The 14428-nt window shown below is 73.1% G+C and carries 13 protein-coding genes and 1 pseudogene; 3 read left to right on the forward strand and 11 right to left on the reverse strand.

Annotated features, from left to right (window positions below; all coding sequences use genetic code 11):
• Positions 1-151 precede the first annotated feature (151 nt).
• A complete protein-coding gene (locus ATJ88_RS11070) occupies positions 152-784 on the forward strand; it encodes a hypothetical protein (protein WP_098463873.1) in 633 nt (210 codons plus the stop codon).
• 217 nt (positions 785-1001) lie between these two features.
• Here the strand turns inward: ATJ88_RS11070 and ATJ88_RS11075 are convergent, their stop codons facing one another.
• From ATJ88_RS11075 to glnA, 9 genes and pseudogenes are all read right to left on the reverse strand, one after another.
• Positions 1002-1877 carry a hypothetical protein gene (locus tag ATJ88_RS11075; protein WP_211287501.1) on the reverse strand — a complete coding sequence of 292 codons (876 nt, stop codon included), beginning with the start codon at positions 1875-1877 and terminating at the stop codon, positions 1002-1004.
• Positions 1870-2532, reverse strand: coding sequence for a helix-turn-helix domain-containing protein (locus ATJ88_RS11080; RefSeq protein ID WP_141538657.1), 663 nt, complete (start codon positions 2530-2532; stop codon positions 1870-1872). The genes ATJ88_RS11075 and ATJ88_RS11080 overlap by 8 nt, the downstream gene beginning before the upstream one ends.
• Positions 2533-2608: 76 nt before the next feature.
• Positions 2609-2752: pseudogene (locus ATJ88_RS11085) on the reverse strand (citrate/2-methylcitrate synthase); the annotation flags it as partial.
• A gap of 59 nt (positions 2753-2811) precedes the next feature.
• On the reverse strand, positions 2812-4143 hold the full coding sequence (locus ATJ88_RS11090) for a cytochrome b/b6 domain-containing protein (protein WP_098463876.1): 1332 nt from the start codon (positions 4141-4143) through the stop codon (positions 2812-2814).
• Positions 4140-5117: an electron transfer flavoprotein subunit alpha/FixB family protein gene (locus ATJ88_RS11095; protein WP_098463877.1), complete on the reverse strand. Its 978-nt coding sequence runs from the start codon at positions 5115-5117 to the stop codon at positions 4140-4142. The genes ATJ88_RS11090 and ATJ88_RS11095 overlap by 4 nt, the downstream gene beginning before the upstream one ends.
• An 11-nt stretch (positions 5118-5128) precedes the next feature.
• Complete coding sequence (locus ATJ88_RS11100; RefSeq protein ID WP_098463878.1) at positions 5129-5905, reverse strand: electron transfer flavoprotein subunit beta/FixA family protein; 777 nt, start codon at positions 5903-5905, stop codon at positions 5129-5131.
• 240 nt (positions 5906-6145) lie between these two features.
• The gene (locus ATJ88_RS11105; protein ID WP_098463879.1) at positions 6146-7240 is read right to left on the reverse strand and encodes a DUF808 domain-containing protein; all 1095 of its coding nucleotides are present in this window, start codon (positions 7238-7240) and stop codon (positions 6146-6148) included.
• 182 nt (positions 7241-7422) lie between these two features.
• Positions 7423-10545 (reverse strand): bifunctional [glutamine synthetase] adenylyltransferase/[glutamine synthetase]-adenylyl-L-tyrosine phosphorylase, encoded by a 3123-nt coding sequence (locus ATJ88_RS11110; RefSeq protein ID WP_098463880.1) that lies wholly within the window; start codon positions 10543-10545, stop codon positions 7423-7425.
• A gap of 22 nt (positions 10546-10567) precedes the next feature.
• Positions 10568-11905, reverse strand: coding sequence for a type I glutamate--ammonia ligase (gene glnA / locus ATJ88_RS11115; RefSeq protein WP_098463881.1), 1338 nt, complete (start codon positions 11903-11905; stop codon positions 10568-10570).
• Between the two features lie 107 nt (positions 11906-12012).
• Between glnA and panB the strand changes: the two genes are divergently transcribed.
• Complete coding sequence (panB, locus tag ATJ88_RS11120; protein ID WP_098463882.1) at positions 12013-12915, forward strand: 3-methyl-2-oxobutanoate hydroxymethyltransferase; 903 nt, start codon at positions 12013-12015, stop codon at positions 12913-12915.
• Between the two features lie 26 nt (positions 12916-12941).
• On the opposite strand, the gene ATJ88_RS11125 is transcribed toward panB, so the two are convergent.
• Positions 12942-13142 (reverse strand): hypothetical protein, encoded by a 201-nt coding sequence (locus ATJ88_RS11125; protein ID WP_098463883.1) that lies wholly within the window; start codon positions 13140-13142, stop codon positions 12942-12944.
• 28 nt (positions 13143-13170) lie between these two features.
• On the opposite strand from ATJ88_RS11125, the gene ppgK reads away from it, so the two are divergent.
• A complete protein-coding gene (gene ppgK / locus ATJ88_RS11130; protein WP_098463884.1) occupies positions 13171-13935 on the forward strand; it encodes a polyphosphate--glucose phosphotransferase in 765 nt (254 codons plus the stop codon).
• Positions 13936-14000: 65 nt separating this feature from the next.
• On the opposite strand, the gene ATJ88_RS11135 is transcribed toward ppgK, so the two are convergent.
• Entirely contained in the window at positions 14001-14324 is a 324-nt protein-coding gene (locus ATJ88_RS11135; protein WP_098465290.1) for an STAS domain-containing protein, read from the reverse strand.
• Positions 14325-14428 lie beyond the last annotated feature (104 nt).

Raw genomic sequence — 14428 nt, forward strand, 5'->3', positions numbered from 1 at the left:
GGACGGCCGCCGTTTCGCTTGCCGCAAGGAGTGGTTGGCGTACCACCCCAAAGGCAGCGCTACCCGCGCTTCGGAACCCACGCTTCCCGGCTGAGGAATGGACTCCCTCCACATCGAGCGAGACTTTCGTCCTCGGTGCATCATTTCTGTCATGCTGCCAGCCTGGATCGAAGTAGTCGCGGTCGTCGGGAGCATCGCCACTCCTTTGATCGTCGCGGGGTTCGGCGTCGTCTTCACACGACGACAGGGAAGAAACGACGAGTTGCTACGATTTCGCATTGAGTGCTACCAGCAACTCGTGCCCGACATGAACATGCTCATGTGCTACCTGACTTTCATCGGCACGTGGCGCGACACCTCCCCGCCTGCGGTTCTCGAGCTCAAGCGGCGACTTGACCGCAACTTCTACTGCGCAGCGCCCCTCTTCAGCGACTCCATCTATGACAGGTACGCAGCCTTCATGGACGCGTGCTTCCAAACCTTCGGTACCTGGGGAGAAGACGCCAAGATCCGGAGCAGCACGTTTCGCCGCCGCCCGGCCTGGAGGGGCGACTGGGACCCAGGGTGGGAGACGATGTTCGCGAAGAGCGAGTCCGAAGCAATTCCGGCCCTCGAACTTGGTGAGATCCGAAAGAAGCACGACCATCTTGTCGCTGCCCTCGTGGCTGACCTACGGTTGACGAGTACCCGGGACGCGTACACGACCAACCAGGTGTCGCTCAACGCGCATGCCCCCACTCCTCGGGACATCGGCGCGACCAACTCAGGGCTGAGCGAAAGGTGAGCGAGACACAAAGGTTGCCCCTGGCCGAGTGGTCATTGACGTCCGCACGGAGAGGGTCTTGGCCTCGCGAGGTAGCACCCTCGCAGAGTTCTCTGACCCTGAGGAAAATCGCTACGCGGGCATCGCACCTACGGGCCGTCCGCGGGCGCGAAGCCCGTGAACCACACGTGCAGCGCCTGCGAGTTGTCGTCGCGTCGCAGTCCGAAGACGCCAGGAGTCACCGACCAAGAGCACAAGCAAGTTCGGTACTGGAGATCATCGCTGACACATTGACGAGCCTAGATCCCATCGCCCCGCAGCACCGTACTGCTGCAACGTCACGCCGTGAGGATGCGGAGCGCGACCTGACCGTCGGCCTGCCGTTCAGCGGGGAGCGACCGCCACGCTCTGGCTCCGTCAGGGAGCAGCGCCTTCGCCAGCACGGCGAGACGCGCCCGGTCCGATCCGGCGAAGTGTTCGCGTTCGACGTAGGGGTCCTCGATGACGGACAACAGCAGCGCCGCGTCCTGGAGATGGCGTTCCTTGTCACGGAGTCCGTCTGGAAGGCAGGGGCCTTGAGGATCAGGGCACCGAAGGGCGACGGGACACTGACGGTGGTCGTCCGCTCGTCGACGATCCGCAGTCGCGCATGGATCGTTCGCCGGAGCGCCTGGGTTCCGCCTTCGATCGCCATCATCCGCTTGCCGCGCAGCCTCTCGATCACCCGGGGGGCGGCGTGATCGGCGACGAGGACGTCGATGACATCCGTGGCGCCGGTGACGAGATCGACCCGCGACGTGCCACGGGTGAAGCGGTGGGCGATGTCGTTGCGGTCGTCGATCGAGGGCATGAACTGGTACCCGATCGACTCCAGGGCGTTCGCGGCGACTGCTGCGACACCTCGGGTGGTCTCGACGTGGAGCACGATGTCCACGTCGTTCGTCGGACGGATCACGCCGACGCCCCGATGGATCGCGTGCAGCTGCGTCATGAGTCCCCCGACGAGCGTCCACGTGGCGTGCGGCAGCACAGCCTCGATCTCGGCGACGTTCGGCCACGGCGCGCCCCAGCCTCCGGCGGGAGCGGGCACGTCGATCACCCGGCGGTCAGCCACGGAAGCCCTCCAGGACGTCGCCGATCGCGTCCAGGCCGGCCCGTCGCTCCCTGACGTCGAGCGACTCCGCCAGGTCCAGCGCGGCGAGAACCGTCCCGCGGTCGATCAGGTCATGCACGATGTCGAGGTCCACGGTCGTCGCGCGGAGCGTGACCCGACCTTCGTCGTCACGCATCAGGCCATGGCGCCGCACGACACCGGAGACGTCCTTCGCAGCGAGATAGCCGTCGACGGCGTTCGTCTCGGCAAGGCCGAGCCGCCCGGCCAAGCCCGCCGCGTGGACGATCTCGGCCCGGAGGTGCCTTCCTGAACTCGGATGGGCTCGATACCGAGCCACGACCGCACGATTGCGGGCCCGCTCCACCAGATCGCCGGCCGTGATCGTCCGTAGCCGGGCTCGGAGGCGAGCGCGCTGCCGCTCCCCCATCCAGTCGGCCTCCGCCCCTGACAGGATCGCGACCGCGCCCCACGCCGTGAGCTCGGACCACGCTCGGACGTGCGAGGCGCCGCGCACAGCGAGCAGACGCTCGACCGACGCCTCGTCGACGACACCGCGCGCCACCTGACGCAGGTGGCCGCTCGCGACCAGGTGCTGCACACGCCGCGTGGAGACCCCCAGCCGCTCGGCGGCCTCGGACACACCGAGAAGAGTCATGACAGACAGTTTCGCATATGCGAACATGTCTGACCAGCCTCGGTCGAATCAGGCCTCACGACGCGCGGCTGACATCGTCGCCGGCGTAGAGCAGGTGGACGACCTCGTCGAACCGGCAGGTGGCCACAGGCTCCTGCAGGGGATATCCGCGGTAGAGCAGCGAGTTGGTCTCGCCGTTGACCTGGGACACGGCCGTGCGGTCCACCGTGACCCCGGCCAGGCCCCTTGCGGAACTCGACGGCGTCCATGATCACTCCTTCGTGACTGGCGGCCCGGGCGCTATCTGCTGGTGACCGTCCCGAGGCGTCGCGCCACGGGTGCGACGAGGACGGGTCGCAGGGCGGCGGCGGCGCCGACGACCACGACGACGGCCAGGGCGAAGACGCCGAGGCCGACCCAGCCGGTGTCGTCGCGGCCGGCGAACATGTGGTTGAGGTTGCGCAGGGCGCCGGTGGCGAGGACGAGGCCGACGTGGGTGACGACGAACGCGACGAAGTAGACCATCACCGGGAAGTGGACCCGGCGGGCGACGTGGACGGGCAGCACGCGGTCGAGCGTGGCCGTGGACCGCCAGTACCGGCTCATGCGGACGCCGGTCGCGACGGCGAGGGGCGCGGCGACGAACACGGTGACGAAGTAGGTGAGCTGCTGGAGGCCGTTGTAGTGGATCCAGCCGTTCTCGGTGGGCCAGTCGAGGGCCAGGTATTGCAGCGCGGCGGACGCCGCCTCGGGGACGACCGACCAGCTCGTGGGGACGATGCGCACCCACTGCCCGGTGGCGAACAGCAGGACGACGTAGACCACGCCGTTGGCGACCCAGAGGACGTCGAGGCTCTGGTGGGTCCACGACGACAGCCCGATCTTGGCGGACGGGTCGGACCGGGGTGCCCAGTAGGCCGCAGGCTGCCGTTCCCGACGCACCTGGAGGCCCGTGCGGACCACGAGGACGAGGAGGAACAGGTTGAAGAAGTGCTGCCAGGCGAGCCAGGCGGGGATGCCGACGGGGGCGTCGGCCGGCATCGGCGCGGTGCCGTCGTAGGTCGCGAGGAAGTCCCGCACGGGCGCGAGGCCGACGAGCCATCGGGCCAGGATCACGGCGACGACGAGGACCGCGAGCGCCGTGGCGGCGGGCCGGACGGTGCGCAGGACCCAGGCGGGCAGCGCCGGCACGGCGGGCCGGTCCTGCCGGGGGGCGCCCGCGTCGGTCGGCGCGATCGGCGCGCTCTCGGGATCCGTCGGGGCGGAGGCGCCCCCGGCGGGTTCGACGACGGTCGGTGCGGACGCCGCGGCGGTCAGGTCCGCTCCGGCCACGGGCTCGACGCCGCTCTCGGGGCCCGGGGCGGCGACGGGCTCGGTCGCCGGCGGGACGACGCGGGCGGGTGCGAGGCCGGCGGGCGGCCAGGGCTCGCCGCCGGCCACGCGCGGCAGACCCCGCCGCAGCGCGATCGCGCCGACCGTCGCCGCGACCGCGACCTGGTCCGTCACGGGCGCGGCGGCCGGGTCGTCGGGCTCGTCCGACGACGCCTCAGGTCTGCCGGTCACGGTGGTGGCGGGCGGCCAGGGCTCGCCACCGGGGACGCGCGGGAGACCGCGCCGCACGACCCTGGTCACGCGTCCTTCCTCTCGGCGAGGGCCTCGATGAGCTGCGGGACGACGTCGAACACGTCGCCGACGACGCCGAAGTCCGCGATCTCGAAGATCTTGGCGTCCTCGTCGGTGTTGACGGCGACGATGGTGGACGAGGTCTGCATGCCGGAGAGGTGCTGGACGGCACCGGAGATGCCGAGCGCGACGTAGAGCCGCGGCGACACGACGGCACCGGTCTGCCCGATCTGGTGGGAGGCGGGCACGTAGCCGAGGTCGACGGCGTCACGGGTGGCGCCGACGGCTGCCTCGAGGGCGTCGGCGAGCCTGCCGACGAGCGCGAAGCCCTCGGCGGAGCCGAGGCCGCGGCCGCCCGCGACGACCGTCGCGGCGCTGCGCAGGTCGGGGCCCGACGACTCCTCGACCACGGGCTCGACCGCGAGGACGGTGGCGGCGGGCAGCCCGGAGGCGACGACGTCGATCTTCTCGACGCGCGCGTCGGGGACGGCGTCGGCGCGAGTGTCGACGGCGCCCGGACGCAGGGTCACGACGAGCGCACCGAATGTCGCGGCGGACTCGACGCGGTAGCTGCCGCCGTAGGCGGCGTGGTGCGCGACGACGCCCTCGGCGTCCCGGGCGACGCCCACGGCGTCGACGGCGAGCGCGGAGCGGGTGCGCACGGCGTACCGGGCGGCGGTCTCGCGGCCGTCGACGGAGTGCGGGAGCAGGACGGCGGCGGGGCGGACGTGCTCGGCGGCGGCGGCGAGGGCGTCGACGTGGGGCACGCCCAGGGCGTCCGAGGCGGTGGGGGCGAGCAGGACGCGTCGCGCGCCGAGCGCGGCGGCACGGTCGGCCTGCTCGGCGGCGCCGTCCCCCACGAGGAGCGCGACGGGGACGCCGATGCCGGCGGCCGCGGCGAGGAGGCCCGCGCTCGACGACGCGAGGGCGCCGTCGGGGTCGCGGTCGAGGAGGACGAGGACGGGCTCGTGGGTGTCGTTCATCGGGTTTCCTCTCACGCCAGCCGGTTCTCGACGAGGAACTCGGCCAGGCGTCGCCCGGCGTCGCCGTCGTCGACGATGGTGGTGCCGGCGGTGCGGGGCGGGCGGGCTGCGATCGCGGTCATGATCGACCGGGCGGCGTCCGGGTCCTCGGGGTCGATGCCGAGGTCGGCGGTGGTGAGGGTCTCGATCGTCTTCTTCTTCGCGGCGATGATCCCCTTGAAGCCGGGCATCCGGGCGGCGGGCAGCGCCTCGGTGATCGACACGACGGCGGGCAGCGGCGCGGAGACCTGGACGTCTGCGCCGTCGGCGGCCCGGACGCCGGCGACCTCCGTGCCGGTGATCCGGACCTCGCGCAGGCTGGTGGCGGCGGGCACGCCGAGCACCTCGGCGAGCGCGGCGGGCACCGCTCCCCCTCCGCCGTCGGTCGAGATGTCCCCGGCCACGACCAGGTCGAACCCGAGGTGGTGGACGGCCGCGGCGAGCACCTCGGCGGTGAGGACGACGTCGGCACCGACGAGGCGTTCGTCGACGACGAGGCACGCGTCGGTCGCGCCGGTGGCAAGAGCCTTGCGCAGCCCGGTGAGGGCGAGCTCGGGGGCCATGGCGAGGGCGACGACCTCGGTGTCGGGGTGCTCGTCGGCGTACGCGAGGGCGACCTCGAGGGCGCGCTCGCCGATCTCGTCGAGGACGGCGTCGCTCGGGGTCCGGTCCGCGAGCCCCGTCTCCAGGGACAGGGTGCGTTCCCCGTACGTGTCGGGGACGACCTTCAACGGGACGACGATCCTCATCGGTTTCCTTCCTGGGTGCGGTCCGAGCCCACCACGTCTCTCCACCCACGATGCCGCGCGAGGCGAGCACCGCGGGGCGGACGCCCGGCTCGGCGGCATCGTCGCACACGGCGCACCGCCGCGGCAGCCGTGTCCTGGGAGGGCTCCTGCTCGTGGGAGGCGTCCGGGTCACCCTCGTGCAGCACCGCCGCGCCGGCCTCGGCGGCGACTGAGGCGCGGTCGGCCCGTCGGATCCGACCCTCAGCGGCCTTCGGCGGATCCCCTGCCACCCGGACCACCGTCCGGGTCGCTGCCGGTGCCGGTCGGGTCCTGCGTCCCGCCGTCCGCGCCGGTCGCGGCGAGCCCGGCGCCCGGTGCGCTCTCGCCCTGCGGGGCCGCGTCGTGCGCGTCGCCGTGACCGCCGCCGTGGCCCTTGCCGAACGGCAGGACGTGCATGATCGCCACCACCACGGCACCGACGAGCAGACCGATGATCGCCGAGCACAGCGTGTTGAAGCACCAGGCGAGGAACCCGCCGATGCCGGGCACGGCGTGCGCGATGGCCTCCTCGGCGTGGTGCACGAGGTCGTAGGGGGCGTGCCACCCGAGCTCGTCGACGCCGACGAGCAGGATGTGCCCGCCGACCCAGAGCATCGCGACCGTGCCGACCGTCGAGATGACGGCGAGCACCTTCGGCATGCCGGACACCAGGGACCGGCCGAGCCGCTGGCTGGTGGGCGACTCGCGGCCGGCGAGCGCGAGCCCCGCGTCGTCCATCTTCACGATGAGCGCGACCACCCCGTACACGATGACGGTGATGACCACGGCGACGACCAGCAGGATCGCGAGGCGGGCGAAGAACGGCTCCTCGGCGACCTCGTTGAGCGCGATGACCATGATCTCGGCGGACAGGATGAGGTCCGTGCGGATCGCGCCGGCGACGAGCTTCTTCTCCGCCTCCGGCCCCTCGGTCGCGGCCGGCGTCTTGTGGTCGGTGTGCCCGCGGAGCTTGCCCCAGATCTTCTCGGCGCCCTCGAAGGCGAGGTAGGTGCCGCCCAGCATGAGGATCGGCGTGAGGAGCCACGGCGCCCACTGGCTGAGGATCAGGGCCACCGGCAGGATGATGAGGACCTTGTTGCGGATCGAGCCGACGGCGATCTTCTTGACGATCGGGATCTCGCGGTCGGCCGCGACGCCGTGCACGTACTGCGGCGTGACGGCGGTGTCGTCCACGACGACGCCCGCGGCCTTGGCGGTCGCCTTGGCAGCCGCCGCGCCGACGTCGTCGATGGACGCGGCGGCCAGGCGCGCGATCGCGGCGACGTCGTCGAGCAGCCCGAGCAGGCCGGCGCTCACGCGGTCACCGCCGCGGGTCGGGCCGGGGTCAGGAGGGTCGCCCGCGCGTGGCGGGGTCCGCAGGTCAGCATGAGCACATCCTGCCGCACGGACGGCGCCCTGCGGGAGCGGTCCGCCCCGGCGGTCGCGCTCGTCGGCCCGCCGGGCGGGCCACAAGAGGTCCGGTCGCGGAGGTCGCCGGGTCAGTCCTCGCCGTAGACGAGACGCTCGACGACGGTCCGGGCCCGCCGGGACGTCCGCAGGTAGAGGTCCTCGAGCTCGACGCCGGTGCCGACGTCCCCGAGGAGCCGGGCCAGCGCGGACAGGGAGCGGGCGTCGGCGGGGAGCACGTCGGCGCGGGGCCCGCCCGTCTTGCCGGACCAGAGCACGAGCGCGGAGCGCAGGCGGGACGCGAGGTGCCAGGCCGTGCGGAGCTGGTCGGCGTCGTCGGCGTCCACGAGGTCGGCGTCCACCGCCGCGTCGAGCGCCGCGACCGTGCGCGTGGTGCGCAGCCCCTCGACCTCGTGGCCGTGCTGGAGCTGGAGGAGCTGCACGGCCCACTCGACGTCGGACACCCCGCCGCGGCCCAGCTTGAGGTGACGGGTCGGGTCGACGCCGCGCGGCAGCCGCTCGGACTCGACGCGCGCCTTGATGCGGCGCACCTCGCGCAGCGCGGCCTCCGGCAGACCGCCGACCGGATAGCGCAGCGGGTCGACCATGGCGTCGAACCGGCGGGCGAGGTCCGTCTCGCCGCCGATGGCTCCCGCCACGGGACGGGCTCGCAGCAGCGCCTGCTGCTCCCACACGCTGGCCCACCGCTCGTAGTACTCGGCGTACGAGTCGAGGGTCCGCACCAGCGCGCCCTGGCGTCCCTCGGGGCGCAGGTCGGCGTCGACGGGAAGGTTCGGCTCCGGGCCGACGGCGGACAGCAGCTTCTGCATGGTGCGCGCGGTGGCCAGCGCGAAGTCCTGGGCGAGCCGGGCGTCGGCGCCGGGGTCGGGCTGATGGGCGAACATGACGTCCGCGTCGGACCCGTAGCCCATCTCCTGCCCACCCAGCCGACCCATCGCGACCACGAGCATGCGGGTCGGGTTGGCCGTCGGGTCCGGGCCGAGCCCGAGCTCGGTGCGCGCCGCGTACTCGGCGACCCGCAGCCCGCCGACCAGCACCACGTCGGCGGCGTCGGAGATCGCGGCCTGCGCGGTCACCGGGTCGAGCACGCCCAGGGCCTCGCCGGCACCGGTGCGGGCCAGCTCCCGGCGTCGCAGCGCCCGCAGCCGGGTGGCGGCCGGGCCGGCCTCGTCCGCGCGGGTGAGCACGGCGTCGGCCTCCGCCGCGAGGCGTTCCGGGCCGCGCGGTTCCAGACGGGACGTGTCCGCCAGCCACTGGACGGCCTCGGGCGAGCGGGCGAGCGCGTCCGACAGGTAGCGCGACGACGCCAGCAGCTGCGCCAGGTGGTAGGCGGCGTTGCCGGAGTCGCGCAGCAGCCGCAGGTACCAGGGGGTGGAGCCGAGGTCGTCGGACAGCTTGCGGAACGCGAGCAGCCCGCCGTCCGGGTCGGCCCCCTCCGCGAACCAGCCGAGCATGACCGGCAGCAGCTGCCGCTGGAGCGCAGCCCGCCGCGACGTGCCCCCGGTGAGGGCCACCACGTGCCGCATCGCCCCCTCCGGGTCGCGGTAGCCGATCGCCGCGAACCGGGCACGCGCGGCGGCCGCGTCCAGCGAGATCTCGTCGTCGGACAGCTGCGCCCAGGCCGGCAGCAGCGGCCGGTAGAACACCGCCTCGTGCAGGGAACGGACCTCGCGCCGGGTGTCCCGCCACCGCTTGAGCAGGCCGTCCGCGCCGCCGGCCGCGAGCCCGAGCGACCGGGCCAGGCGTCGCAGCTCGTCCTCGCCGGTGGGCAGCAGGTGGGTACGGCGCAGCCGGTAGAGCTGCACGCGGTGCTCCAGCGCCCGCAGGAACCGGTAGCAGTCCCCCATGCGCACCGCGTGCTCGCGACCCACGAACCCCTCGGCCGCCAGCGCGGCCAGCGCGTCCAGGGTGTTGGCCTGGTGGATGCCGTCGTCCGTGCGGCCGTGCACGAGCTGCAGGAGCTGCACCGTGAACTCGACGTCCCGCAGCCCGCCCTTGCCGAGCTTGATCTGCCGGTCCGCCTCCGCGCTGGGCACGTGGTCCTCCACGCGGCGGCGCATCGCCTGGGCGTCCTCGACGAAGTGGTCCCGGTTGACGGCGGACCACACGAACGGCGCGGTCACCTCGCGGTACGCCTCGCCGAGCGCGACGTCGCCCGCGACGGGCCGGGCCTTGAGGAGCGCCTGGAACTCCCAGGTCTCCGCCCACCGCTCGTAGTAGGCGACGTGGCTGGCCAGCGTCCGCACCAGAGGGCCCTGCTTGCCCTCGGGCCGCAGCGCCGCGTCCACCTCCCACAGCGCGGGCTCGATCGACGTGCCGCCGCACACCTTCTGCAGCCGGGAGGCGAGCTGGGTGCCGATCCGCAGCGCCGTCGGCTCGTCGACGACGGGCTCGTCGTCGACCAGAGCGGGCTCGCACACGTAGACGACGTCGACGTCGGAGAGGTAGTTGAGCTCCCGGCCGCCCGTCTTGCCCATCCCCAGCACGGCGAGGCGGACCTCGCGGCCGTGCCCGGGGAGCTGGGCGCGCGCGACGGCCAGCGCGGCGTCCAGCGCGGCCGCCGCCAGGTCGGCCAGCGCGGCCGCGACACCCGGCAGGACGGCCAGGGGGTCGCTCGCCGTCAGGTCGGTCGCCGCGATGCGCAGCAGCCGCGCCCGGTAGGCGCGCCGCAGGGCGTCCGTCGCGGTGCGGGCGTCCGGGTCCGGCCACGCCGGCGCGTCGTCCCGGGCGGGGTCCGGCGCCGCGACGGGGACGTCCGCGTCCGGGTCCGCGCCGACGGCGCGCAACAGCTCGGCCCGCACGGCGCCCGGGTCGACGCCGATGCCGCGGTCGCCCTCGCCGAGGACGTCCAGCACCTCCGGCCGCCGGACGAGCTCGTCGCCCAGCGCGCTCGACGCGCCGAGCACGGCGAGCAGCCGGGCGCGGGTGGCGGCGGCGTCGGCGTGGCGCAGCGCCTGCAGACGGTCCTGGGCACGCTCCACCCCGGCGAGCCGCACGATCTGCAGCAGCGCCAGGTCCGGGTCGGCCGTGGCCGCGAGCTCCAGGAGCAGGACGTCGTCGTCCTCGCCGACCAGGGCCCGCAGCGCCGGGTCCTCCCAGAGCCCCGCGGACCGCGTGAGGTCCGCGAACCCCGCCCGCAGCAGCCTGCGGGTCGGGGTCTCGCGGCGGCCCCGTCCCGACGTGGTCGAGCTCACCGCGACGACGCCCCCGACCTGCTCACAGGAACTGCAGCGACGTCTGCAGCTCGTACGGCGTGACCTGCGAGCGGTACGCGGCCCACTCGTTGCGCTTGTTGCGCAGCACGAAGTCGAAGACGTGCTCGCCGAGTGTCTCGGCCACGAGCTCGGACGACTCCATGAGCTCGACCGCCTCGTCGAGCGACTCGGGCAGCGGGGCGATCCCCAGCGCGCGACGCTCGGCGTCGGTCAGCTCCCACACGTCGTCCTCGGTGGCCTCGGGCAGGTCGTAGCCCTCCTCGATGCCCTTCATGCCCGCGGCGAGCAGCACCGCGAACGCGAGGTACGGGTTCGCGGCCGAGTCGAGCGCGCGGTACTCGATGCGCGACGAGTTGCCCTTGCCCGGCTTGTACATGGGCACGCGCACCAGCGCGGAGCGGTTGTTGTGGCCCCAGCAGATGTAGCTGGGCGCCTCGGCGCCGCCCCACAGCCGCTTGTACGAGTTGACGTGCTGGTTCGTCACCGCGGTGATCTCGCCCGCGTGGACGAGCAGGCCGGCGATGAACTGGCGGGCCGTCTTGGACAGCTCGAACTGCGCGCCGGGCTCGTGGAACGCGTTGCGGTCGCCCTCGAACAGCGACATGTGGGTGTGCATGCCCGAGCCCGGCTGGTTCGCCAGCGGCTTCGGCATGAAGGACGCGAACACGCCCTGCTCGAGCGCGACCTCCTTGACGACCGTGCGGAACGTCATGAGGTTGTCGGCCGTGGCGAGGGCGTCCGCGTACCGCAGGTCGATCTCGTTCTGGCCCGGGCCGGCCTCGTGGTGGGAGAACTCCACCGAGATGCCCATCGACTCCAGCATGGTGATCGCCGCGCGACGGAAGTCGTGCGTGCTGCCGCGCGCCAGGTGGTCGAAGTACCCGCCGTTGTCGACCGGCACGAGCGGGGCGTCCGGCGAGGTGACCTGGTTGAACAGGTAGAACTCGACCTCGGGGTGCGTGTAGAAGGTGAAGCCCTTGTCGCTCGCCTTCGCGAGCGCCCGCTTGAGGACGTTGCGGGAGTCCGCCAGGGACGGCGAGCCGTCCGGCGTGAGGATGTCGCAGAACATGCGACCCGTGCCGTGCCGTTCCCCGCGCCACGGCAGGACCTGGAACGTCGTCGGGTCGGGCTTGGCGATCATGTCGGCCTCGTAGACGCGGGTCAGCCCCTCGATGGAGCTCCCGTCGAACCCGATGCCCTCGACGAACGCCTGCTCGAGCTCGGCGGGCGCCACCGCGACCGACTTCAGCACCCCGAGCACGTCGGTGAACCAGAGTCGGATGAAGCGGATGTCGCGCTCCTCGACCGTGCGGAGCACGAACTCCTGCTGCCTGTCCATGTGCCCATCCTGCCCGATACGTGTGAACCGTGGGTGACGCGCCACGACGGCGGCGTCGATCCGGCCGGGACCGAGGTCCCGGACCGCCGTCGCCTACGCTAGCGACCATGGCAGCATCGGGCCACAACCCCTCCCCCCAGACCGAGCCGACCGCCGGTGTGAGGTCCGTCACGCCGGACCCCGCCGTCCCGGGCGGCATCGCCCCTGGTGCGCGCCGCGTGCGCGTCCACCACCTGCGGCAGGCGAAGGAGCGCGGCGAGAAGATCACCATGCTCACCGCCTACGACGCCGCCACGGCGGCGCTGTTCGACGCCGCGGGCGTCGACACCCTGCTCGTGGGCGACTCGATCGGCAACACCATGCTCGGCCACGCGACGACGCTCCCCGTGACGCTCGACGACATGGTCCGCGCAGGTCGCGCCGTCGCGTCCGCGGCGCGGCGCGCGTTCGTCGTCGTCGACCTCCCCTTCGGCACGTACGAGGAGGGACCCGCCCAGGCCCTCGCCTCGGCCGTGCGGATCATGAAGGAGACCGGCGCGTCCGCCGTGAAGCTCGAGGGCGGACGGCGCAGCGCCGCGCAGATCCAGGCCCTCACCGAGGCCGGCATCCCCGTCGTCGGGCACCTCGGGTACACGCCGCAGTCGGAGAACGCGCTCGGCGGACCGCGCGTCCAGGGCCGCGGCGACGAGGCCGCCGAGGACCTCAGCCAGGACGCCCTCGCCGTCCAGGAGGCCGGGGCGTGCGGCGTGGTGCTGGAGATGGTGCCGCGCGAGCTCGCGGCCCGCATCACCGAGTTCCTCGCCATCCCCACGATCGGGATCGGTGCGGGCCCCGACGTCGACGGCCAGGTCCTGGTGTGGACCGACATGGCCGGGATGACCGGCTGGTCGCCGCGGTTCGCGCGCCGGTTCGCCGAGGCCGGCGCGCTCCTGCGCGAGGCCGCGCAGGAGTACGCCGACGCCGTCCGCTCCGGCGAGTTCCCGACGGCGGAGCACACGTTCGAGCAGTGACGCCCGCGCCGGGGCGGGCCCTGCGGTCAGCCCCGGCGCCAGTCCTCGTCCTCGGACTCCCAGTCGTCGTTGCGCTGCGACGCCGTGTCCAGGGCCTTGGCCGCCTCCTCGCGGGTCGGGTACGGGCCCATGAGGTGCGACCACGACGACTTCTCGTCCGCGGTCTCCACCTGACCGGTCTTCGTGTTGAACCAGAACTGCCCACCGCCGTTGTTCTTCTCGCTCATGACCCGAGCATGCACCAGGATGGGTGCCATGGCTGAGCAGAGCACGCAGCAGGTGGCCTTCGGCATCGACATCGGCGGGTCCGGGATCAAGGGCGCCCCGGTCGACCTCGCCACCGGCGAGTTCGCCGCGGAGCGGCAGCGGATCCCCACCCCGCACAGGTCGACGCCCGACGCCGTGGCGGACGTCGTCGCCGAGCTGGTCGCCGGGTTCGACCTGCCGGACGACTCACCGGTCGGCGTGGCGTTCCCCGCGCCCCTCGACCACGGCGTCATCCGTTTCATCGCGAACCTGCACAAGTCGTGGAAGAGCGTCGACCTGCCCGCGCTGCTGCACGACCGGACCGGTCGCGAGGTGGTGGCGGTCAACGACGCCGACGCCGCCGGCGTGGGTGAGCACCGGTACGGCGCGGCCGCCGGACACGACGGCGTCGTCCTCGTGGTGACCCTCGGCACCGGCATCGGGTCGGCGCTGCTGGTCGACGGCGTCCTGGTCCCGAACACCGAGCTCGGGCACCTGGAGATCGACGGGCACGACGCCGAGTCGCGGGCCGCCGACTCGGCCCGGCAGCGCGAGGAGCTGTCGTACGAGAAGTGGGCCAAGCGGCTCCAGCGGTACTTCGAGACCGTCGAGATGCTGCTGTCGCCCGACCTGATCGTCGTCGGCGGCGGCGTGAGCAAGCACCACGAGAAGTTCCTGCCGCTGCTGGACCTGCGCGCCGAGATCATCCCCGCCACCCTGCGCAACAAGGCGGGGATCGTCGGCGCGGCGTCCCTGGCGGCGCGCCCGCACTGACGCCGGACCGCACCCACGGACGACCGTGGAGCCCTCGCCCGCACCGGGCGGGGGCTCCACCGGCGTCAGCCCGCGACCAGCGCGTCCAGGTGCAGGGTGCGCAGCACGTCGCGGACCTCCGGCGGCGGGCCGTGCACCGACACCTGCAGACCCTCGTCGCGCCCGATGCGGCAGAGCTGGACGAGGAACGCGATCCCCGCCGAGTCGATGAACGTCACGCGGGCGACGTCCACGACGACGGGCAGGTCACGCTGGAAAGCGCCGGCGAGCGCCGCCGACGCCTGGTTCCGCAGGGCGCTGTCGATCTCGCCCCACAGGGTCACCCTGCTCACGGTCGGCTCCTGCGCGAGCAGGATGCCCCCGGACCTGACCTCACTGGTGAGTGTCACCGTCGCACCTTCGTCCTCGGAGTCCACGCCCCCTGCGTGCCACGGCGCGGCACCGGCGTGCTCGGACTCGTGACCTCGTCGTCACGATGCGGCCACCGTACTCC

The organism is Isoptericola jiangsuensis (genome assembly GCF_002563715.1).
GTDB lineage: Bacteria > Actinomycetota > Actinomycetes > Actinomycetales > Cellulomonadaceae > Isoptericola > Isoptericola jiangsuensis.